This window comes from Mycoplasmopsis phocirhinis, assembly GCF_004216495.1.
Taxonomy (GTDB): domain Bacteria; phylum Bacillota_I; class Bacilli_A; order Mycoplasmatales; family Metamycoplasmataceae; genus Mycoplasmopsis; species Mycoplasmopsis phocirhinis.
Genome location: NZ_CP034841.1, coordinates 105,498 through 129,662, shown reverse-complemented (window position 1 = coordinate 129,662; position 24,165 = coordinate 105,498). Strand labels below are relative to the sequence as shown.

Below are 24,165 nucleotides of genomic sequence, written 5' to 3'. Positions count from 1 at the left end.
ATTGAGCAGTAACTATTGTTACATTAAAAGTGTTATCCCTTTTAAATTTAATTTATTTTTTATACAGCTACAACCATCTAGGTTGTTTTTTTTATTAAAAAATTCAAGCATTACAACAAAACTTATTGTGTGCTTGAATTTTTAGTTTAACAAAATTAAATTATTAATTATTCATCGTCATCATTTTTGATGTTTCTTGTTTTAATAACTTGATCAGCAATATTTTTAGGAGCTTTTTCATAGTGATCAAATTGCATTTGGTAATTTCCACGACCAGCTGTCATGCTACGTAAATCAGTGGCATAGCCAAACATCTCTTTCAATGGTACATGAGCACGAATTACATGCGCACCATCATTACGGGTTTCGTTGTCAACAATTTGGCCTCTACGACGAGTTAAATCACCCATAACATCACCAAAATAGTCTTCAGGAATTACAACAGCAACACTCATAATTGGTTCTAATAAAACAGTTCCAATTTGATCTTTTGCTTTTGTTAAAGCTTTAGAAGCAGCTATTTTATAAGCCATTTCCGAAGAGTCAACATCGTGGTAAGAACCATCAAATAAGGTAGCTTTAACATCTATCATTGGATAGCCAGCTAAAATACCACTAGCCATTTTATCTTCAAGCCCTTTTTGAATTGATTTAATGTATTCTTTTGGAATTTTACCACCAACAATTTTATCTACAAATTCAAAACCTTTGTCTTTATTTGGTTCAAATTTAATTCAAACATGACCGTATTGACCTTTACCACCTGATTGTTTAATGTGTTTACCTTCAACATCGGCTTCTTTAGTAATTGTTTCACGGTATGAAACTTGCGGAGCTCCAACTTTAGCTTTAACACCATGTTCACGTTTTAGACGATCTACGATAATATCAAGGTGTAATTCACCCATACCAGCAATAATTGTTTGACCCGTTTCTTCATCTGTGTATGTTCTAAATGTTGGGTCTTCAGCAGCTAGTTTTTGCAATCCTAGAGCTAATTTTTCTACTGCATCTTTAGTTTCTGGTTCTAGTGCTTGTGAAATAACTGGTTCAGGGAATATCATTCTTTCTAACACAACTTTAGGTGATTTATCTGCTACTAAAGTATCACCAGTTGTAGTAGCTTTTAAACCTACTAATGCGTTAATATCACCTGCATAACATTCATCAATTTCTTCACGTGAATTGGCATGCATTTTAATAATACGCCCAATCCGTTCTTTAACATCTTTAGTTGTGTTATATACATATGAACCTTTTTGTAATACACCTGCGTATGTACGGAAAAATGTTAGCGAGCCCACAAAAGGATCAGTCATAACTTTGAACGCTAGAGCCACAAAAGGGTGATCATCTGTTGCTGGAACAGCAACTTCTTCGTCACCTAAATAACCCTTAATAGCTGGAATATCAAGTGGAGAAGGTAAATAGTCCACAGCAGCTTGAATCATCTTTTTAACACCTTTATTTTTAAAACTAGTTCCACATACACATGGGAAAAATGTTGATGTTAAAGTAGCCTTTCTAATAATTGCTTTTAGTTCTTCTTCGCTAGGTTGTACACCTTCTAAAAGTTTCATCATAAATTCATCATCATATGTTGAAACCGCATCAATTAGCATTGCTCTTCTTTCTTTAGCAACTTCTAAATACTCAGCTGGAATTTCGGTTATTTCTGGATTTTCTTCGGGTTTACCGTCGTAAATGTACGCTTTCATTTCCACTAAATCAATAATTCCAGAAAAATTAGCTTCTGCTCCAATAGGAACTTGGATAGCAACAGCATTTCCGTTTAATCTTGATTTAACTGAATTCACTGACATAAAAAAGTCAGCACCTAATTTATCCATTTTATTAACATACACAATTCTTGGAACTTTGTAGTTTGTAGCTTGTCTTCAAACTGTTTCAGTTTGGGGTTCAACTCCACTTTGCGCATCTAATACTGTAACAGCACCGTCTAGCACACGAAGCGAACGTTCTACTTCAACTGTAAAATCAACGTGTCCTGGTGTATCAATAATATTAATTCTGGTTCCTTGTCAAAAAGCTGTTGTTGCAGCTGAAGTAATAGTTATACCACGCTCTTGTTCTTGAGCCATTCAGTCCATTTGTGAAGCACCATCGTGTGTTTCACCTAGTTTATGAATTCTTCCTGTGTGAAGTAAAATTCTTTCTGTTGTTGTTGTTTTTCCTGCATCAATGTGGGCCATAATACCGATATTACGGTAATTTTTTAAATCATATTGTCTTGCCATAATATCTTATCATCTAAAGTGAGCAAAAGCACGGTTTGCTTCAGCCATTTTGTGTGTATCTTCACGCTTTTTAATTGCGCCACCGGTTTTATTTGATGCATCAATGATTTCGTTAGCTAAACGAACATCCATTGTTTTTTCGTTTCTTAAACGTGAGTATTGAACTAATCATCTTAATGATAAAGTTTGTTTTCTACGAGATGAAACTTCAGTTGGAACTTGGTAATTGGTTCCACCAATTCTTCTTGTTCTAATTTCTAATTGTGGAGTAATATTTTCAATTGCGGCTTGAAATACTTCCATTGGATCTTTATTTGTTTTTTCTTTAACAATGTTAAAGGCTGAGTATAGAATGTCTTGCGCTACGGATTTTTTACCATCTAGCATAATTGAATTAATCAACTTGGTAACTAGAACTGAATTAAAAATTGGGTCAGCAAGTACTTCTCTAACTGGAGCTTTGTGTTTTCTTGACATAATTTCACTATTTCCTTTCTAATTATTTACTTGATTTTTCTTTTTTAGTTCCGTATAAACTTCTACCTTGTTTACGGTTATTAACTCCCGCTAAATCTTGTGTTCCTCTAACGATATGATATCTAACACCTGGTAAGTCTTTAACTCTACCACCTCTAATTAAAACTACTGAGTGTTCTTGTAGGTTGTGACCTTCACCGCCAATATATGCAGTTACTTCCATACCATTTGATAATTTAACACGAGCATACTTACGCATAGCTGAGTTAGGTTTTTTAGGTGTCATAGTTGCAACACGAGTACACACACCACGTTTAAAAGGAGCTGATTCTTTACGGCTCGATTTTGTTAATGTGTTGTAGCTCAAATTCAATGCTGGGGCATTTTGCTTACGAATTTTTTGCACTCTACCACTACTAACTAATTGATTTGTTGTAGGCATTTATATTTCCTTTCTGTATTTTGATTTAATATATTAAAAATATTGCTATATAAAATAACTTGCTAATTATACAACAACTCTGCCGTGTGTTTCATTTTTTTTAAAATTTGTTTTTGCTGTTAAAAAAAATTAGAAAAAATTACTTTTTTTAAGCCCAAAATTTAAAAAAGGATAAGCAATTTTTAAACATCTATAAACATTAATTAATATAAAGCAACAATCTAAAATTAAAACAATATAAAGATTCTAAATAAATTTAATAAAATTTTTATTAATAAAAACTTTTTTGTCATAAAAATGGAGGAGGTTTTCATGAAGACTAAATTAGTCCCTTCAATCAGATTTAAAGGATTCACAAACGCTTGAGAACTAAAAAATTCCAATGAAATTATTGAAATATATTCAATTAAAAATAATCAAAACGAGCAATTAAGAAGTTATTCGGTCACAAATACACAAGGCTTTGTGCTGCAGAATGAATTTTTTTCAAATGGAGGAACCGCTGTTTATGGTTCTAAAAAAAATTCAAAAATAATCAGCAAAAATTCATTTGCATTTAATCCTTCAAGAATTAATGTTGGTTCCATTGCTTTATTTAATTTTGACGATGATGGTTTAATTAGTAATATTTATGAAACTTTTAAGTTAAAAAAGGATGTATTAGAGAATTATTTAGATGTATTTTTTAAAACAAATTATTTCAAACATATTATTCAACTTAATAGTAGCACTGGAGTAAGGAGCAAATTTAGTTTTAACGATAATAAAAACATTTTTATGAAAATTCCGACATTACCAGAACAAGAAAAAATTTATTTGTTGATTAACCAAGTAAAAAATGTCGTATTACTTCTTCAGCGTAAGTTAAAAATGCTTGAAAACATCAAAAATACACTACTTGAAAAAATGTTCGCTTCCTCAAAATCATTATATCCTTCAGTCAGATTTAAAGGATTTACAAACGCTTGAGAACTAAAAAGGTTGGGAGAATTGGTAACTATCACTTCAAATAAAAATAACGGAAAATACAATATAACCGATTTTTTATCTGTAACAAAAGTAATCAAATCTAAAGAAATCTCAAGAGATGTTAAACCTGAAACGATTAGAAATTATAATGTTTTAAATTATGGCGAAATAGTTTATGAAGGTCACGAAACAAAAACTAATACCTTTGGCTACCTTGCGATAAATTTACATAAAAACGGAATTATAAGCAATATTTTTAGTACTTTTAGATTCAAAAGAGAGCAAGATTTGCTTTTTTGGTTTTACTTTTTACAAAACGATAATATATTTAAACATATTTTAAAGCGATCTGTGAAAACTGGTATTATGATGCATTCTATAGACCTTAATATGTTTTACAAAGAATCGCTCAAACTTCCTATAGCAAAAACTGAAATGAATAAAATAGGTAACTTATTCAAATATATTGATGATGTCGTATCGCTTCTTCAGCGTAAGTTAAAAATGCTTGAAAACATCAAAAATACGTTGCTTGAAAAGATGTTTGTTTAAAATAAACAAAAATATTGTAATAAATATAGAAAAACTAAACTCAAATTAAAATATTTTGAGTTTTTTTATTGCTTAATTCGTATCAAATAAGTGTTTTCAGTCATTTTTTAAAAAAATTAACTTACGCTGAAGAAGTAATACATTAGTTTTCAAATTTTCAAATAGTTTGTGTATAAAACATTGTTCTTTATAATTTGAGGTGATATTTAATGATAATTTTTCAACTTCTGACCAATTTATATATATTTGGGATGTTCTTTGTTTTATAGAGAGAATTTTATATCTTGTATGTTTAGAATACATTAAATAATAGATGTATTTTGAGTTATATTTTGTTTCATCTATAATCAGTCTTTGTGTTCTTTGATTATAAATAAATTTATCTGATTTGTCTATATATAAAACTTTCCCGAGTATATTTCCTTCCATAGTTTTATCATTTAAAACCATTACCAAATCATCTTTATTAAGTAAATAATTTTGCGAAATATTATTTTTATTAATTCTTAATAATTGATCGTTATATTCTCCATCGACACCATAACTGCCTATATTTATCACATTATATTTACCGTTTGGATTAAAATATTTTTCTAACGAAACTCCACCTATGCCTTTACACAATTCACCCAGCCTTTTTAGTTCTCAAGCGTTTGTAAATAAATCTGCAAATCACATTTATCAATCAAATAATTCTTTAAAAATAAGAACAAAAATAAACAATTACTGTAATTACTATTCTTGAATAAGATAATCACACTATGTATAAAAGCTTCAAATTAAGTTATATTTTTATAAATGATTAACTATATAATTTAATTGTTCTCTAAACCAAGGAGTAAAAATGATTAAATACAAAAAAGAAACTTATGAAATTAATGTGCCGGCAAGTGAATGAAAAAAAATAAAAAACGATATTTTAAAACAAGCCATTACCAAAGGTTTAAAAGTTGCGCCTGAAGAAATTAAAAACCACGCAAGTGCAATGATTTTAAAAGAAAAAACAAGACACTATATTAAACAAATTTTAGATCCTGACAAAAAAAATGTGCCGGTAGGTGGTCCTTACATTGATTATATAGAACAAAACAATGAATTTAAGGCTGTAGTAGATTTTATCTATTATCCTAATGAGCAAATCAAAAAATTAGATTACAAAAATTTAAAAATAGACTATAAAACGCCTACAATTACACAAAAAGATTTTGATGCTATTTTTGAAGAATTTAAGTCTAATTATCCAATTACTAAAGAAGTTAAAAACCGGCCTATAGCACCAAAAGATGTTGTAAGTTTAAATTTAAAAGGAACAAAAGATAATCAAATTGTAGATGAGCAAAAAAATGTCAAATTACAAGCTTTACCATCAAATAATTTCTCAATAAATTCAGAATTAATAGGTAAAAACATTGGAGAAATTTTTACCTTAAATGACCCTTCTAATGTTTTTTGAACAATTGAAATTATTTCAGCAACTTATGATGAAACAATTCAAGTTACTGATGAGACATTTGTCAAATTAGAAGAACAAAATATTAATTCACTTGCTGAATTAAAAGATGAATTTGAGTTTAATTTCAAAAAAGAATTATATTCGAGAGAATTATTAAAATATTATGAATTATGTGCTGATAAAATCGTTGAGCAAAATATAATAGAATTTAGTCCAGAATTTATCACCGAAACAATGCAAAAAATTATCCAAAGTGAAATGCGCCCAGGAGGTTTAGCTCAAGATATTAAATCAGCTTTTGAGTTTGATACACAAAAACCAAATCATCTTGAAATCAAAAATCTAGCTCAAGCTAGTGCAAAGAAAAAAACAGCCTCAATGTTATTAATTCAAGCTATTCAAAATGATTTTGAATTTAATGTCAGTGATGAATTAGTCCAAAAACAAATAGATTTTATTCAAAAAATCCATAATCGCTCACCACAAAGTCTTTCATTTGAATCGCTACGCAACATAATAAAACAACAATTAACAATTTTAAAATTAATGGCATTAATTGACCCTGAAAATGCAAAAATTTTCACAAAAGCATTGAAAATCACTGAATAAAATAAACTTTTAACACATTTTTGTCAAAAAATATTTAAATTTAAAAATCTAATAATATAATTATAAATGACAAGGGTGCTGTAAAAGGCTGAGATTATACCTATGTGCGGATCATGGTAATTCATGCGTAGTACGAAATTTTTAAAAATATCCCCTTGTCAATATAGAGGATATTTTTGTTTATTATTTTGAAAATAAAATAAAAATTTTCTCCATTAGGAAGGAAATATGAAGTTAAAGATCTTATCATTATTATCTCTTACAACAATTTTTCCCGCAGTTGTTGCTTGTAATACCAACAACGAAAAAAAAGAATTTTTAAGTGCTCAAAAAGCTCTAAAAATGTTTGATAAAAATGCAACTGAAATACAAATACCTGATTATATAACCGAAATTGGGCCAAAAGCATTTAGCAAATTTTATAATCTAGTAAATGTTAAACTACCAAAAAATTTAATAAAAATAGCTGAAGGTGCTTTTGATTACACACCAATCAAAAAAATAAATTTGCCAGATACATTACAATCATTAGATGGTTTTAATTACACCCTAATTGAAGAATTAAATTTACCACAATCATTGAAAAAAATTGGTGGTTTTAAAGAGGTATTACTTCACAAAATTCACTTTAATGAAGGTTTAGAAGAAATCAAAGCAAATTCGTTTGATGAATCAGATTTAACTGAGGTATTATTACCAAAATCACTAAAAATTTTAGGTGGGTTTGCTCAAACAAATATAACTAATCTTAAATTAAATGATAACCTTGAAAAAATACACAAAAATAGTTTTGATGATACAAAAATATCTAATTTAGAGTTAACACAAAATATTAAAGAGTTAGGTGGATTTGCTCGTACATCAATACGCAAATTAAATTTACCAAATTCACTAAAAATAATTGAGCCAAATTCATTTGATTCAACTCTTGTTCAAGATTTAAAGCTTAATACTAATTTACAAAAAATAGGTGGTTTTTCACACACAACTTTAAAACATATTAAATTTAACGAAAATTTAGAAGAAATTTATGAAAACAGTTTTAATGAAGTTGAGCAATTACAATCTATTGAATTGCCAAATGGACTGAAAAAATTAGGTGGATTTGCAAAATCTAATTTGAGTGAAATTAATATTCCTGATACAGTGATTGAAATACATCCTAATACATTAGCCTATTCTAAAAATATTAAATATTTAAAATTACCTAATGGCTTAAAAAAATTGGGTGGTTTTCAAGGGACATTAGTTAACTCTCTTGATTTACCATTAAATTTAGAACAAATTTATGAAGGTTCTTTTGATTCTACACCTATTTCAACATTAAATTTACCACCAAAATTGATCTATTTAGGTGGTTTTGCTAATACAAATATCAAAAATTTACAAATTCCCCAAAGTGTTCAATTTATTGCACCACATTCTTTTGACTTAAGAAGTAATATTCAACTTGATCCAATTAATCTTAATCTACCGAATAATTTAATTTCATTGGGTGGATTCAAGAATTGAAATATAGAAAAAATCAATTTACCTAATTCACTACAAACAATAGAAATTGGCACACTTGATAATACAAAAATTCAAGATTTGGTTTTACCTCCTAACTTACAAAATTTAGGTGGATTTGCTGGCACTGGTATTAAAAAAATAAATTTACCAAATTCACTGATTAACATATATCCTAACGCTTTTGATGAAACATTGATTTCAGAGTTGAATTTACCAAAAAAAATACAAACATTAGGTGGTTTTGCTAAAACAAAAATACAAAAACTTAACACTCCAAAATCTCTTAAAATAATTCATAAATCTTCTTTTGATCGAACACCAATTTCTAATCTAAATTTAAATAATGGTTTAGAAGTATTAGGAGGGTTTGGTTTTAACGAAAATTTAACTAAACTAAATATACCAAATACAGTCAAACAGATATTACCAGTTTCATTTAATGATACTGGAATCCAAAATGTCATTTTGCCAGATAATTTAGAAATTTTAGGTGGATTTGGGGGAAGAAAATCGTTAATATCTTCAATAAATTTACCAAAAAATCTAAAAAAAATCACTAATGATGCTTTTACCTATAACCCAAATATTAGAACAATCAATTTGCCTGACGGCTTAGAAGAATTATATGGATTTGGTTTTACCAAAATTTATGAATTAAATTTACCACCAAGTATTAGAAAAATTGGAGGTTTTAACCAAACGCTTGTAAGTAAATTAAATTTACCACCAAGATTAAAAAGTTTTTCAGGTTTTAGCGAAACAGGTGTGCAAGAACTCACTCTACCAAAATATGTAAAAGAAGCAGAAATTTCAAAAACATATTGACCACATCTATATTTAATCAATATATATAGTAAATATTTAATAAATAATAGAGAATGAGTAGAAGACATTAAAAATCAACAAATTCCTTTTAATGATTTCACAGGAGAAAAAAATGAAAAAAAATAAATTAATATTGTTAAGTTCAACATTATCTTTAATCCCTTTTGTTGCCGTCGCGTGTAATAAAAAAGAGAATGTCAATGATGAAAAAATAACCTCACAACCGGATCAAAGTATTCAAAGCAACCAAAAAAGTGATTTTGAAATCCAAAAAGAAAAATTACAAAAAATTATTGAAAATGCTCAAGAAAAACACAAATCATATAGTTCTGAAGAAGGTAATGAAGCATTTACAACTTCTGCACAAGGTATTGATGAAGCAACAAAAGTTTTTCACGAAGCCAAAACAGTTGAAGAATTAATTCAAGCCGGTCAAAAATTAAATCAAGTTATTGAACAAAGCGAAAAATATAATAATTTAACAATTGATGAAAAAAGACAACTGGTTAAAGATAGATTTAATCAACAATTAAATGAAGCTAAAAAAGTTTTAGCTACGCTTTCAAAACCTGACGCTATTGATTTATTACAAAATACTATTACCGAAAGTGAAAATATAGCTGAAACTGATTTAAGATATTACAATAAATTAATTAAAGCTACAGCAAATATCAAATTAATTATCAATAATTCTTTAGATTTAAATAATAAAACTAATAAGGAATTATATGAATTGTATTTAAATCAAGAATCAAAAATTATCAATAATTTTGAAAGAGAATTCGGTAATAATGAAATTTATTTAAATATTCAAAATAAAATTAGAAAACTATTTAGCGATGAAAAAAATGCTGATAAAGCCGATTATACCGAGCAAACTTATCAACAAAAACAAATGGATTTAAAGCAACAATTAAACAAATTATTAACCGAAGTTAAAACAACAACATTAACCAAAGAAGTTGCAAGTTCTTTATACAATAGCGAAATTACTAGCCTTGAATTATTACCTGAAATCAGATATATACAACAAGATGCGTTTAAAAATTATTCAGATTTACAAAATGTTACTTTTAACGATAAATTAGAAACTATTGAACAAGGGGCATTTGCTAATACTAAAATTAACTCACTTAATTTACCACAAAGTTTGCGCAAAATTGGAGGTTTTGATAGAACTCCTATTGAAGAATTAACTTTACCGCAAAACACCGAAGTAGTTGAATTTGCGTTTAATAACGCTAATAAATTATCACAATTAACACTAAACCAAAACCTACAAGAAATTAGCGGTTTTGATGGAACAGCAATAAAAACATTGAACTTACCTAATACTTTAACAAAATTCTATGGTTTTAGACACTCTTTAATTACTGAATTATCTTTGCCAGCGACTCTAACAACTTTTGTTACCAATTTGCCGCACTTAACTACTTTAACAATACCACAAAATTTCAATCTTGATTTAGTTAGCACTAATATAAGTTCAACTAGTGGAATTGTAATTTCGAGTGAATTATTTCCTAAATTAGAAAATATCTATGTTGCAAATGAAGAGCAAAAAACAAAATTAAAATCAATTTTATCGACAAACATTGTCATAGAAAATGAAGATGAAATACGTGCTCAAATTAGCACATTAGAAACTTCAAAAAATACCAGAGTAAGAGACTTACAACAATATATTTCTTATTTACAAGATATTGCAAAAATCGCAATCGACAATTATCCTAATATTGATATGGCTGCAAAACAGCAATTAATTGAATTGTCGCAACCTGAAAAGAATGATAATGCTTCTGTTATTCAGGAAGTAAAAAATTATTTAATAGATTCTAAATACGCTTGAACAGCTAATAAAAAATTAACTAATATTGATGAAAATATCGCTGGTTTAAAACAAATAATTACTTTATTAAATTACAATTTTGATGTTGAATTTATCAAAAATGATACTAAATTAAATTCAGAAACTAGAGCCAATTTTGCAGCCGAAAATCAAAAATATAATGATAATAAAACAAATTTTGATGGTATTGAAACTAAAATTCAAAAATTAAATGATTTAATAAAAAAATACCGTGAAGTTGTTAAAAATTCAGAATATTACATCCAATATCTAAATTTAATTGCTAAACATAAAATACAATTAAAATTAACTTCTTTAACACAAGAACAAAAAAATAATATCAAAAAATTAATCAATTTTGATGATACTAACGAAGATGAATTTTTAAACACACTTTCAAAATATATTTTTACACGTAAATATAATTTACATGACTCCTTATTAGTGACTCAATCTAAAATAGACGAATTAATTGCCCTAATAAACGTAATTGAATTCGAATTGAGCGACAAAAACATTAGAGCTCAAAGTGAAGAAGATTTACCAGATGAAGATCAAATCAAAACTGATTTTGAATTAGAAAAAAATAAATACGAAAATTCGAAAGTAAATAAATGAGACGAAATTATAAAACTAAAATAAAATTAAAATTTTTGTTTGCTTCACTTGTTCCGGTTTTAACATTACCATTAAGTGTGTTGGCTTGCACAAATAATTTCAAAAATGATAATACGCCACCAAAAAATTTAGAATTTAATAAACAATATGAATTTGTAAATAATTCAAATCAATACAAAATTAATAATGTTAAAATCAACACATACATTAACCCTCAAAATCAAGATTTATATATCAATGTCAATGAATTTATCAAAAAAATTGAAGGAGTTACAAACCCTCAGTTTTTTAAATTTAAATCCAAAAAACAAGATAAAATTCATTACTCTAATAGAGAAAATGAAATTATTTTTGATTTGAAGCAAAATAAAATTTTAATGAGTAATTTAGATGTGTTCCAAATTCTAAAAAATTCTTCAACTGTTGATTATGGTAAGAGAATTGAATATAAATCAACCACAACTACGCAACTTTCTGATTCAAAAATAAATGAGTTTGATTTAAATAAATACCAAATGAGTATTCAATCAAAAAATAATGATATTTATTTACCGTTTTCGCTTTTCAATTTCCTTTTCTTTAGCCAAAACTACTATAATATTTATTTCAACAACGAAAAATTTATTGGGGTTAGCACAGTAATTAATAAAGATATAGATGCCAATGAATACAATTTGATAATGAATAACCCAAATAATGAAAAACCACAATCAAAGCAATTTAGAAAAAATAACTATAATTTTTTATTGTTTGTTTTCGATAATTTTTATGGTTTAAGAAAGACTTTTCTTCAACAAAATAATGTTAATAGTTTTGATGAATACTTTGCTAAAACTGGGTTAAAAGAAAAAATGTTATCAGTAGATATCAATCAAAATACCAGCGCATACGAAAATTTATTCTACGAACAATTAAATGAATTACATTCATCAATACAATCAGGTTCATATTATCATCCACAAGATTATCGCGCAAATCCATACGGTTCAGCACGCAGCCAAAAAGTTAATGAATATATTGCCTGATTAAATATTTTAAGAAAAATTCGCAACGCAGCACTTACTCAACAAGAAAATAAATTTGTTAGTTTTCATAATGACACAGCAATAATTTATTTAGATCAATTTATAGTGGGTTCAAATGAAGATTTAAGTAAAGAAACAAAACACGAATATGATAGTTTTGAAAAAATGTATAAAGCAATGGAATTAATCAAACAAAATCCAACGCCAATCAAAAAAATAATTCTAGATTTATCACTTAACGGCGGTGGTTCAATTGCAGCGATGGAAAAAGTTGTTGGCTTTTTAACTAATCAGGATCAACAAATTTATTTTTATGAAACAATTAATAAACAATTATCATATTCTAAATATCGTGTAGATGTTAATAAAGATGATAAATATGATTTAAAAGATGGTTATCCAAATTATCAATGATATATATTAACAGGTATCAATACTTTCAGTGCTGCCAATTTGTTAACTCATATCGCTAAAACTAACAAATTAGCTACAATTATAGGCAATAAATCTGGTGGTGGAATGTTTTCAATTTTGCCTTTAGTTTTGCCTGATGGAACCAGTTTAGAAATATCGTCTAATAATGCTTGATTTTCTGGGTCGCAAAATGAAATAAACAAGGAAAATGAGTTACCATACACCCAAGATGGCATTGAAGTTGATGTTTCAATACCATATTTAGCCTATATGAATTATGATGTAATAAATGCATACTTAAAAGACCCAAAAGAAGGCGAAAAAGCATATAACAATTACCTAAAAAGTATCAAAATATCAGCGTGAAATAAAGAAAAAGAGAATATTGACAAATATTTAAAATTTATTAGTAAAAATAAACGTCAACAATTCCAGAACGAAATCAATAATAATATGATTTTAGATAGTGATTCCTTAGATCAAATGGAAGAAAAAATTGAAAAAATGAAATCTATTTTCCGTTTTGTTGAACACCAATATCAAAAAGAATATAGAAATAATTAAAAAATAATATCTTTTTTTATTGTACTTACACGCATATAAAGTAAAATTAATATTTTGTTATAATTGAAAATATTATGGAGGTTTTATGTTAGAAGTACAAAATTTAAGTAAAATATTTAGTGATAAAAAACTTTTTGAAAATGTAAATTTAAAATTTACAGAGGGTAACACTTACGGAATCATTGGTGCCAATGGAGCCGGCAAGTCAACTTTTTTAAAAATCATTTCAGGTGAAATTGAGTCTTCTAGTGGCCAAATAATTGTTGAAAAAAATCGCAGAATTAGTGTTTTAAGTCAAGATCATAATGCTTATGACGATTTAATTGTTACTGATGTTGTGGTTATGGGCAACACTGACTTATACAAAATTAAAGCTGAAAAAGACGCTATTTACGCTAACCCTGATGCTAGTATGGAAGATTATACTCGTGCCAGCGAATTAGAAGAAAAATTCGGAGAATTAGGAGGTTGAACAGCTGAAAACGATGCCCAAGAATTGCTTTCAGGTTTACAAATACCTAAACAAAAATGAGATTTACCAATGAATCAATTGAGTGCTAACCAAAAAATTAAAGTTTTATTGGCCAAAGCACTTTTTGGTAATCCAGACATTTTAATAATGGATGAGCCAACAAACCATCTAGATTTGCGCTCAATTAAATGACTTGAAAATTTTTTAGCTGAATATAATAACGTTGTAATTGTTGTAAGCCATGATAGTGATTTTTTAGACAACATTTGTACTCATATAGTTGATATCGATTTCAATGAGGCACGAATATACACAGGTAATTATACTTTTTGAAAAGAAAGTAGTCAATTAGCACTTGAATTAACAAAACAACAAAATGCCAAAAAAGAAGTACAAATTGAAAAATTAAAACAATTCATTGCTCGCTTTAGTGCTAATGCTTCTAAATCACGCCAAGCTACTTCGCGAAAAAAATCTCTAGAAAAAATAACTTTAGATGAAATTAAACCTTCTAATCGTAAATATCCATATATAAATTGAGATATTAACCGCGAACCTGGAAAAGATATTTTAGCAGTTGAATCTATTTCATATGAAGAAAACGGCAAAGTAATGTTTCAAAATGTTTCTTTTACTTTATCCAAAGGTGAAAAAATGGTTTTAATTGGTGATGATGATATTGCTAAAACTCGTTTATTAGAAGTTCTTTTAGGTTTAAAACAACCTACAAGTGGTAGTGTTAAATGAGGACAAACAATCAAACACACCTATTATCCAAATGATAATAAAAAATATTTTACTCAACAAATGAGTATTTTAGATTGAATTTCACAATGACCTCTTGAAAATACCACCGAAGAAACAAGAGATGTTTCAGATCAAAGAATGCGTGGTTTTTTAGGCCGTATGCTTTTTTCTAACGATACAGTTTTTAAAGATGTAAGCGTAACTTCAGGAGGCGAAAAAGCGCGACTTATGTTTTCGAGAATGATGTTATTGGAGGCAAATTTTTTGGTTTTAGATCAACCTTTAGATCATCTAGACGCCGAAAGCATAGATTCATTAATTAGTGGCTTAAAAAACTACAAGGGTGGAGCAATTTTTACCACTTATAATCGTGCTTTAGTAAATCAAGTAGCTAATGTTATTTTAGAAATAGCACCGGATAAAAGTTTTATTTACCACGGCACACTTGATGAATACGAAGAATTAATGAATTATTAAAAGTTAACATCGTTTGATGTTAACTTTTTTAAAACATTAAATCATACAAGATTCACACTCAAGATTTTCACTACCTTCTAAAACATCCTGACGCACTCTAACATAATAAATAGAACTACATTTTTTGCTAAATGCTCTTATATAAGCTTTATTTAAATCTCTTGTAGTAGTTTTATCTGTCATAAATAAAGTCAATGAAATTGCCTGATCAATATGTTGTTGAGCTGTAGCTACTAAATCTATAATTGGGTTAGGACCTAATTCATATGCTCCATCTTGATAAAATTTAAGATTTTCATTTGTTATATTATATGCGGGAACATAAACTCTACCAACTTTAGCTTCCTTGCGCACTTCCACAGGTGCAACAACAGGTTGAAGTGAAGGAGTACATGAAGATAAATATGAAATACTACCAGTTGGAGCAATTGCCATTAAATGAGAATTGGCTAAACCATATTTTTGAATTTGTTGGTCCAGTTCAATTCAATCAGTTTTCGTTGGAATTTTAACTTGATATTTATCAAAAATATCAATAATTTGTTGAGTTTTAGGTTTAAATTTATGATCTTCGCATTGAGTATATTTTGCTAAATATTTACCATTAGCATAATTAGATGTATCAAAATCTTTAAATTTGCCTTTTTCACGAGCTAATTTATTTGACGCTGAATAAGCATAATATGCCACTGTATAAAAGAAAATATTTGTAAAATCTAACGCTTCAACAGAAGCATAATAAATATTATGTGTGGCTAAAAACCCATGCATATTCATTGCTCCTAATCCTAGTGCGTGATTGCTATTGTTGCCAAATTCAATGCTTGGGGCACAAGATAAATTAGCAACTCGCGAAACAGTATCTAAAGCCCTAATTGAGCGTTCAACAATATGAGCAAATTGCTTACCTGATTTCATTAATTTATCAATATTCAAACTGCCTAAATTACATGAAATATCTTGGCCTAATTGCTGAATTGTTAAATCACTTGAATATGTGCTTTGAGTTGAAACTTGAGCAATTTCAGAACATAAATTTGACATCACAATCCTACCTTGTTGTGGGTGTGCGTTATTAGCGTTAACTGTATCATCGAAAAGAATATAAGGATAACCAGATTCAAAATGTAATTCTGAAATTGTTTGGAAAAGTTTACGAGCATTAATGTAGGTTTTTTTAATTTTAGGATTATTCACTAATTCATCATATTTTTGGGTGATTGAAATATCGCTCATTGGTATGCCATAAAAATCTTTAATATCCTTTGGCGAAAATAAAGCCATTTGCTTATTTTCTTTTGCTAATTGAAATGTAATATCGGGAATAATTAAGCCTAAAGATAATGATTTTATTCTTATTTTTTCGTCAGCATTTTCACGTTTTGTATCTAAAAACGACAACACATCTGGGTGATGAACATTTAAGTACACTGCTCCAGCACCAGGTCTTTGGCCAAGTTGATTGGCATAACTAAATGAATCTTCAAGTATTTTCATAACTGGAATAATGCCAGAAGATTGGTTTTGTATTTTTTTAATTGCTGCACCAAATTCTCGCAAATTAGTTAAACATAAACTTACTCCACCTGCTCTTTTTGATAATTGCAATGAAGTTGAAATTGCTCTTGCTATAGATTCCATATTGTCCTCTACACGTAATAAATAGCAAGAAACATATTCACCACGTTGTTTTTTACCTGCATTTAAAAATGTTGGTGTGGCTGGCTGAAAACAACCATCTATAATATCTTTAATAATATCTTTTGCAAGATTAAAATCACCATTTGCCAACAATAACGCATTCATTACTACTCTATGTGAATAAGTTTCTAAATATAAATTTTCATCAAATGTTTTCATACAATAAGTAGAATAAAATTTTAATGCTCCCATAAAACTTGGAAACTCGTGCTTTAAATTCAAAGCATATTTGGTTAAGAAAATAACATTTTCAAAACCATATTTATCAACTAAATTTTGTTCATAATAATCATTTTTCAGTAAAAAACTCAATCTTTGTTCTTCGTTTTCAAAATATTTGGTTTTTGTTTGCACGTGTGAACTTAAATATCTTTTTACAGCTTCTTTATCAGCATTAAAATCATATTTATCGTTAAATTTAAGCCCCGAAATAGCATTAAAGGCTATATACTTATCATCTTCTTCGTTCAGTTTATTCTTTATTTCATTATTCATATTTTCCTCAAAATTTATTTAGTATTTTTTGTACATTTTCAACATCGCTTTTAGTTCCACGTAATTCGTATTGATAAAGTAAAGGAACTTTTAATTTACTTGAAATTATAGGTCCAGCAATCGCGTATGTATCATTAAAATTAGTATTGCCCGAACTAATGACACCACGGCAATATTTTCTATTTTGTTCATTATTTAAAAATTGAATAACCTGTTTAGGCACTGCACCTTCGCGAAATTCTCCTCCACCCGAATATGTCGGACAAAATAAAACATAATCAAAATTAACTTCAATTTTGTTATTTATTTCATATGGAATAGCTGTTGAATTAAAACCTAATTTATTGACAAATGTTTCAGTATTTTTAGTATTAGTACTGAAATATACACAATGAATTTCGCCTTGTGGTTTATTTATATGTTCAAGTTCCACATAATTTTTATTCATAATTAAAACTCCCAATCTTCATCTTCTGTTTCTTCGCTAACACCCATTACATAACTACTTCCGTTGCCGGAGAAAAAATCATGATTTTCATCAGCTCTTGCTGACAGTTGAGCGAACACTTCAGGTTTTATTTTAGTTTGTTCTTCAGTAAAAGGAGATTCATAACCTAAATTTTGCAAAAACTTACCAGCATTATATAAACTAAATTTAATAACATCTTCGGCTAAATTTTCCCCGTCACTTAAATGAAAACCTTCATAAAGTTCATATAAAAACTTTTTCTCTAATTCAATTAATTCAAAAGTTAAATCAAAAACAAACTTTTTCATTTCTTCTTGTTTTTGTTTTGAATATTTTTCAATTTTGCGTTGGTATTTATAACCACTGTAATAATTATGAATTACTTTATCTCTTAAAATTAATCTAATAATATCACTTGTATTAGGTAATTTAGATCTAGCTGCTAAATAAAACGGTAAATAAAAACCTCCGTATAATAAAAAACCAGGCATTAATGCTGATGCAACTTTTGATTTTAGGGGATCATCACCAACATAATATGGTATTAGCGCCTTTGCTCTAGCTTGTAAGGCATCATTGTTAACAACTCATTCATGCGCTTCTTCAATTTGTTCGCTTGAACATAATGTACTAAAAATTGTGCCATAACTGCGAGCATGCACACCCACCATAAAAGCAAAATTTGCATAAATTACTTGTTCGTGGTCTGTAGTTGAATGTGGAATTTGAGCCACGTCGGATACAGTTGCTTGAACTGTGTCTAATAATGTTAAACCCGTAAAAGTTCTTGTTATTAATTGTTGTCATTTTTTATCTAATGTATTTCATGATTTTAAGTCATTAGAAACCGGTATTTTTTCTGGTAATCAAAAATTTTGTGTCACTCTATTTCAAACTTCTAAATCTTTGTCATCATTTATTCAATTTCAATTTACACTTCTTAATCGACCTTGAAAACCATTTTGATAATATTCAATTGGCGAAACTGAATTATAATAATATTCATTTTTTCTTTTAATTTTTCTTTCACTCATTTTTTCTCCTTTTAAAAAATGTTTATTTATCATTATAGACAATTAGCACCAATATTAAAAAATAATTAATATTTTTTTAAATTAATACAGAAGCATTACCTTAAATGTAAGGTAATTTGTTTTTGTAAAAAACAATCGTTGCCGATTGTTTAAATTATTTTTTCTTTGATTTTAAAATTGGAATAACAATAGCAGGAATTCCTATCAAAAATGGAATTATCAATAAAAATAAATAATTTTTATTGAAATTTGAATTTTTTTCACTTTGTTCGCTAGCGACATTATTTATTAAATTATTATGCGAAGAATTTTTAGTATTGTCAGGTTTAGTGATCTCATTATCTATTTCATCTGTATTATTTTTAGTATCGTTATTAGAATTAGTGTTAATTTCGGATTTTAGACTATTTACTTCATTTTGTGATGGAATACTAATTTCAAATTCACCTGATCTGGTTAAATTTTTGTAATTGGCAATATAATTAAGCACTATTTTAGATTCAACTATATTTCTAGCAATATTTACAATAGATATTTTGACTTCGTTATCATCAACATTTGACATAATATCTTCCACACCTATTAAATTAATACTTTTTTCATTTAAAACCGAGAAAGTGATTTTATTAAATATTTCATTGAAATATGTGCTGATAAAATTGTTAATAAAATTTTTTGTTTCAATAAAATATGTTGAAGCATTTTGGGAAATTATATTTATTTGTTCTTCATTTAAACCAAGTTTGTCTAAATTTTGTTTATATGTGTTTAATCTCAATTTAAACTCATCTATTTTGTTTGCTAATTGTGTTAAATTTCAATTTTGATCAGCAAAATCTAATGATTCGTCTATTTTATTTTTCGCTATATTAATTAACTTTTGTTTTTGATTTAGTTTATTTTTAACTTCATTTTCCTTGATTTTTAAAACATCATCAATTTCTTGTTTTTTAATTTTTGTTTGTTCTATCAGTTCAGTTAACGATGAAACATAATTATTAAATATTTCTACTTTTTGTTCAGGAGTTGAATAGCGATTAATATCATTTACAAAATTATTTTTTAATTCTGAATAAATTTCACTCACTAAATTATTTGAATATTCATTCGCTTCAACAAATTTTAACTCATATTGTTTTTTTGCTCTTTGCAGTTCTTGTTCATCCTCAATATTTTGATTTGTTAATAAACCAGTGATATTTTGTCTTTTATTAATTGAAAATTCATTGTTGATATCACTTATTGTGTAAATAATTTCTAAACTACCGTTTGAGTTGTTTGTTAATAAATTAATATTTAAAATCGCATAATTTTGGTCATTTACTGATTTTTGTAATTGTTGGGGGAAAATTTGAGTTGGCAAATTGGTATCTTTAATCTCTTGGCTTAAGATAAAGTTAAACGAATTACTAAAATGCTCAAATGCAATTTTTCGTTGTTTTTTATCATATTGATTTTTTGATTGAATTTTTTTGTCATCAATTTGAGCTAAATATAAATTTAAAGCATTTGTGTTAGCAACTATTGACGTAGTTGTTATATCATTGGTTGAATTTTCAAAATCTGTATCTATGATTAATTTATCAATTTCGTCAATAATATTATTGTAGATTTCGCTTTGATTTTGAACGAGACTTTTTTGTTCTAACAGACGAGTTTTTACCTCATTATAATTATTTAAAGCAATATTTTTTACTTGTTCTTTATTAAATTCAAGCGATTGAAATTCTAATTGTTGTAATTTTTCCCTAATTAAAATTATTTGATCTACAATTGTTTTTGAATTCAGGTTTTGCAAATAATTTTGTTTTAAATTATTTATGTTTAATAAAAGGTCATCTTTATTTGACTGATAATTATTGATAAAGTTTTCATTATTTTCAATATTCGAAACTTGCTCCAATAACAAATTAGCACTTTCAACCGCATTATTAAGATTTAAATAGTTTTGTTTGTTTAATAAATAATCATTTTTATTAGTTGAATTTTGCAAAGAATTAAGTGCGTTTTGTTTTTGAATATTTGAAAGAAATTCAAAATTATTTATATCACTATTAACGTAATCTAAATTAATCTCATTATTTATTTTTTGTTTTAGTGCTTCAATTTTTGCATTTGTGTTTACATTATTCAATTCATTTGTTAATTCAAGTTTTTGGAATTTATATAAATTATTCGAATTATTTATTCGTGAATTTAAATTAGAAATAATTTCTTCACCACTAAAAATAATATGAAAATTATTCAAAGCTGAAATATTGTTATTAATTTGCTCAATAGATAAATTTGAATTTATTGAATTTCTAACTTCATTTATTTTTGTTGATATTTGTGTTTTTTTATCTTGTGTTAATATTTTAAAACCAATTAAATTCTCAAAATTTACAAACGAATTTAATTCAGTTATTAAAGTATTCATTTGAGCATTTAAAGGTCTAAATTCACTAATTTTTTGTTTAATAGCATTAATATCAACACTCGTTTTAATTGTATTCAGTAAAAAGTTTTTTTGAGCTTGATTTAAACTACTTAAATTATTAAATTTACTAATAAAAGCTTCTTCATTAAAATTGGTAATTCTTTGTTTTATTGGAAGAGCTGTAGTTTGACTTAAATCATTAATAACATCTAAATCGGCTTTTAAAATCATTTTTCATTCGGGATATAATTCATTACTATTTTCAATGCTATTAATAATTTCTTGATAAAGATTATTAGATTCAGTTGCTTTTAATTTGGCGTCTTCTAAACTCAATATTGTTGTTTGTATATTATCAATATTAAATTCAACAGAATCTTCATTATTTAAGATATTTTTTGTTTTATTTAGTAATTGTGTTAATTCTTTAGAATTACGATTAGTAAAGTTCGAATTTTGTGTTTGATATGTATCAATTTGATTTACAAGATTTTTTAATTCGTCTACTTTTTGCTTATATAATCCAACATTTAAACGTATTAAGTGTGGGGGATTTAAATTTTTGATATTTTCAGTTATATTATCAATAAATTTGTTTCTTAAACCATTATTTTCTGGCATATCAAAAAATTCTTTAATATTATTTATATTATGAATAACACTTTGTGTTTTATTTTTTATGTTAGATAAGTCGGTTGAAAAATTATCACTTAAATTTCGGGCCACGCTTATAATTTGCGATCTATTTGAAAGTGATTCGATATTTTTAATAATGTTATCTGGTTTTTCAACTACTTTTTGAATTTCATCCACTCAATATTTTTTGGCAAAATCGTAATCATGATCTATTTGATTTAGTTCGTTTTGGTATTTTTCAATATTTATATTTTTAAAATCATTAAAAATTATGGGTACAACTTTTGCTATTTGCTCGTTTTTGGATAAAGAAATAACAAGAGAGTTTATTTGTGCTGGATCAATATAACTATTGGAATTTTGGAAAATATTATTCAATTTAGCTAAAGTATCATCTTTTAAATTATTTATTTTTTGGGTATTTACACTCGAAAAAACTTCACTTAAATTATAATGATTATCTTTTATTGTTGATATGCTATCTTCAATATGTTCTAAAATATTTATTTGAGTACCTAATTGTGTTTTAACTGCATTATATTTATCATTCAAATCTTTAAGTTTAGAATTTTCTCCATTGTGCACATTGTTTAAATTATTAATAAAATTTATGTTTAAATATTCAACCACATTGTTATATTGAGGATTATATTTATAATTATTTATCATTAAATTAACTTCCGAAATTAACGCGTTTCGATTCTGTGTAAATTCATTTGAAACTATTTCTAACGATTTGGAATTCTCATTGTACTTCTTTTGCACATATCAATTATTTTTTGGAGTTAATTTATACGAATTTACAATTAAATTTTGCCCGGCTCTTAAAATTTTATTATCTAAAATAATCTCATATTTATCAGCACTAAAATCTGCTGGTATTGTTTTTTTAATAATTTCGCCATCGATATTAATTTCTAAATTTAAATTGCGATAAGCATTAGTATCGTTAGGAATATGAAGAATTATTTTATTATCACCATCATAAATTTGAGAAAAAGTCAATTCACTTACCGTTTGTTCTAACCCATCATTTCTTAAGATTTCATCTGTGTAATTAAAATTAGTTTTATAAATTGCTTGAATTAACGAAGGTCCAGGAAAATCTGAATACACAATGCCTAATGTAGATAATTCTTGGTGTTGATTTAAATAATCAACCACTCTTTGATTTAATCTTGCCGAAGAATTATCAGGTCTTCAACCACTAGCCATAGAAGTAAAATTAATATAAGCATTATCTTCTATATAATTTTTATTAGTTGAATCACGAAAATGTTTAGTTATGTAGTTAAATTTTTGATCGATATCAACACCGTCATATTTATCCTGAATTGCGTGATCTGAAGTTATTTCACGAAAACTAAAACCACCCTTTAAATCCGTATTTACCAAATGATGTCAATGATTTAAAACAATTATTTTTCCTCTATATTGGCCAATATTAAAGCCTTTTTCACGTGAAATTTCATAATAACCTTTACCTTCGGGATTGTATAAATATTCATTATATTTATTTAGCACATCGCGATATATTTTACTAGCTTGTGAGGCATAAGCATTGTTTTGAACATTGAAATTTTCATCTTTAACTCTTACAATAATAAATTCTCTTGGATGTTGTTGTAAAAATTTAGCATATGAGGCAAAAGCTTTTTCAAGAGTTTGGTGAGAAGTGGCTGGACCATGAACTAATTGTCCATCATTTTGACTGCGCAAATCAAAAGCTCTTATACCTAGTTTTAGTTGTTCTTCAAAACTAAATGTTTGTGTTTGAGCTAATAATGAACCAAAAAATCAAGCCGCACCTCATCCATTATACATTGTTGAATCATGTGTGCCTGGAATAGAAAGCGAAAATAAACTTCTGTTATCTGAAATATCACTCATTCAATCAGTTGCTAAAAAGTCATCAACTGAAATTCGTTTAGTTGAAATATGAGCCAAATTTGGCTGATTAAGCAAGTTATTTGTTGGTTCTGAATTACGAAGTGTAACCGAAATTGGAATTACTGGCAAAATAGCTAGCGGCAAAATTAACATTTTTTTCTTCATATAACTCCATTCATCAATAAATAAGTATTTGTATTAATTTTAATACATAATTATAATTTATAAGGTACAAAAAACAGGTAAATATTACCTGTT

14 protein-coding genes are annotated in these 24,165 nt (G+C 27.1%); 6 read left to right on the top strand and 8 right to left on the bottom strand.

What is annotated here, in order from left to right; genetic code table 4:
• Nucleotides 1-167 precede the first annotated feature (167 nt).
• From fusA to rpsL, 3 genes are read right to left on the bottom strand one after another with little or no spacing between them, the layout of a single operon-like run.
• Nucleotides 168-2,258, bottom strand: coding sequence for an elongation factor G (fusA, locus tag EG856_RS00540; RefSeq protein WP_130429202.1), 2,091 nt, complete (start codon nt 2,256-2,258; stop codon nt 168-170).
• A gap of 6 nt (nt 2,259-2,264) precedes the next feature.
• The gene (rpsG, locus tag EG856_RS00535; protein WP_130429201.1) at nt 2,265-2,735 is read right to left on the bottom strand and encodes a 30S ribosomal protein S7; all 471 of its coding nucleotides are present in this window, start codon (nt 2,733-2,735) and stop codon (nt 2,265-2,267) included.
• Between the two features lie 22 nt (nt 2,736-2,757).
• Nucleotides 2,758-3,177 carry a 30S ribosomal protein S12 gene (gene rpsL / locus EG856_RS00530; RefSeq protein WP_130429200.1) on the bottom strand — a complete coding sequence of 140 codons (420 nt, stop codon included), beginning with the start codon at nt 3,175-3,177 and terminating at the stop codon, nt 2,758-2,760.
• Nucleotides 3,178-3,489: 312 nt separating this feature from the next.
• Here rpsL and EG856_RS00525 point away from each other — a divergent pair, with 312 nt between their 5' ends.
• A complete protein-coding gene (locus EG856_RS00525) occupies nt 3,490-4,698 on the top strand; it encodes a restriction endonuclease subunit S (RefSeq protein ID WP_130429199.1) in 1,209 nt (402 codons plus the stop codon).
• Between the two features lie 72 nt (nt 4,699-4,770).
• On the opposite strand, the gene EG856_RS00520 is transcribed toward EG856_RS00525, so the two are convergent.
• On the bottom strand, nt 4,771-5,376 hold the full coding sequence (locus EG856_RS00520) for a restriction endonuclease subunit S (RefSeq protein ID WP_130429198.1): 606 nt from the start codon (nt 5,374-5,376) through the stop codon (nt 4,771-4,773).
• Between the two features lie 166 nt (nt 5,377-5,542).
• Between EG856_RS00520 and EG856_RS00515 the strand changes: the two genes are divergently transcribed.
• The 5 genes from EG856_RS00515 (at nt 5,543) to EG856_RS00495 (ending at nt 15,263) form a co-directional block, all read left to right on the top strand.
• The gene (locus EG856_RS00515) at nt 5,543-6,760 is read left to right on the top strand and encodes a trigger factor-related chaperone (RefSeq protein WP_130429197.1); all 1,218 of its coding nucleotides are present in this window, start codon (nt 5,543-5,545) and stop codon (nt 6,758-6,760) included.
• A gap of 228 nt (nt 6,761-6,988) precedes the next feature.
• Entirely contained in the window at nt 6,989-9,223 is a 2,235-nt protein-coding gene (locus EG856_RS00510; protein WP_130429196.1) for a leucine-rich repeat domain-containing protein, read from the top strand.
• Nucleotides 9,210-11,588 carry a leucine-rich repeat domain-containing protein gene (locus EG856_RS00505; RefSeq protein ID WP_165381409.1) on the top strand — a complete coding sequence of 793 codons (2,379 nt, stop codon included), beginning with the start codon at nt 9,210-9,212 and terminating at the stop codon, nt 11,586-11,588. The genes EG856_RS00510 and EG856_RS00505 overlap by 14 nt, the downstream gene beginning before the upstream one ends.
• Nucleotides 11,561-13,567: a S41 family peptidase gene (locus EG856_RS00500; RefSeq protein ID WP_130429194.1), complete on the top strand. Its 2,007-nt coding sequence runs from the start codon at nt 11,561-11,563 to the stop codon at nt 13,565-13,567. The genes EG856_RS00505 and EG856_RS00500 overlap by 28 nt, the downstream gene beginning before the upstream one ends.
• 85 nt (nt 13,568-13,652) lie before the next feature.
• A complete protein-coding gene (locus tag EG856_RS00495; protein WP_130429193.1) occupies nt 13,653-15,263 on the top strand; it encodes an ABC-F family ATP-binding cassette domain-containing protein in 1,611 nt (536 codons plus the stop codon).
• A 36-nt stretch (nt 15,264-15,299) separates the two neighbouring features.
• On the opposite strand, the gene nrdE is transcribed toward EG856_RS00495, so the two are convergent.
• The 4 genes from nrdE to EG856_RS00475 all read right to left on the bottom strand — a co-directional run bounded on the left by nrdE (nt 15,300) and on the right by EG856_RS00475 (nt 24,072).
• Nucleotides 15,300-17,459, bottom strand: a complete 2,160-nt coding sequence (gene nrdE, locus EG856_RS00490) for a class 1b ribonucleoside-diphosphate reductase subunit alpha (protein WP_130429192.1) — start codon at nt 17,457-17,459, stop codon at nt 15,300-15,302.
• On the bottom strand, nt 17,452-17,907 hold the full coding sequence (nrdI, locus tag EG856_RS00485) for a class Ib ribonucleoside-diphosphate reductase assembly flavoprotein NrdI (RefSeq protein ID WP_130429191.1): 456 nt from the start codon (nt 17,905-17,907) through the stop codon (nt 17,452-17,454). Before nrdI ends, nrdE begins: the two co-directional genes overlap by 8 nt.
• A gap of 2 nt (nt 17,908-17,909) precedes the next feature.
• Nucleotides 17,910-18,962, bottom strand: a complete 1,053-nt coding sequence (gene nrdF, locus EG856_RS00480) for a class 1b ribonucleoside-diphosphate reductase subunit beta (protein ID WP_130429190.1) — start codon at nt 18,960-18,962, stop codon at nt 17,910-17,912.
• Nucleotides 18,963-19,116: 154 nt separating this feature from the next.
• On the bottom strand, nt 19,117-24,072 hold the full coding sequence (locus EG856_RS00475; RefSeq protein ID WP_130429189.1) for a hypothetical protein: 4,956 nt from the start codon (nt 24,070-24,072) through the stop codon (nt 19,117-19,119).
• Between the last annotated feature and the right edge of the window lie 93 nt (nt 24,073-24,165).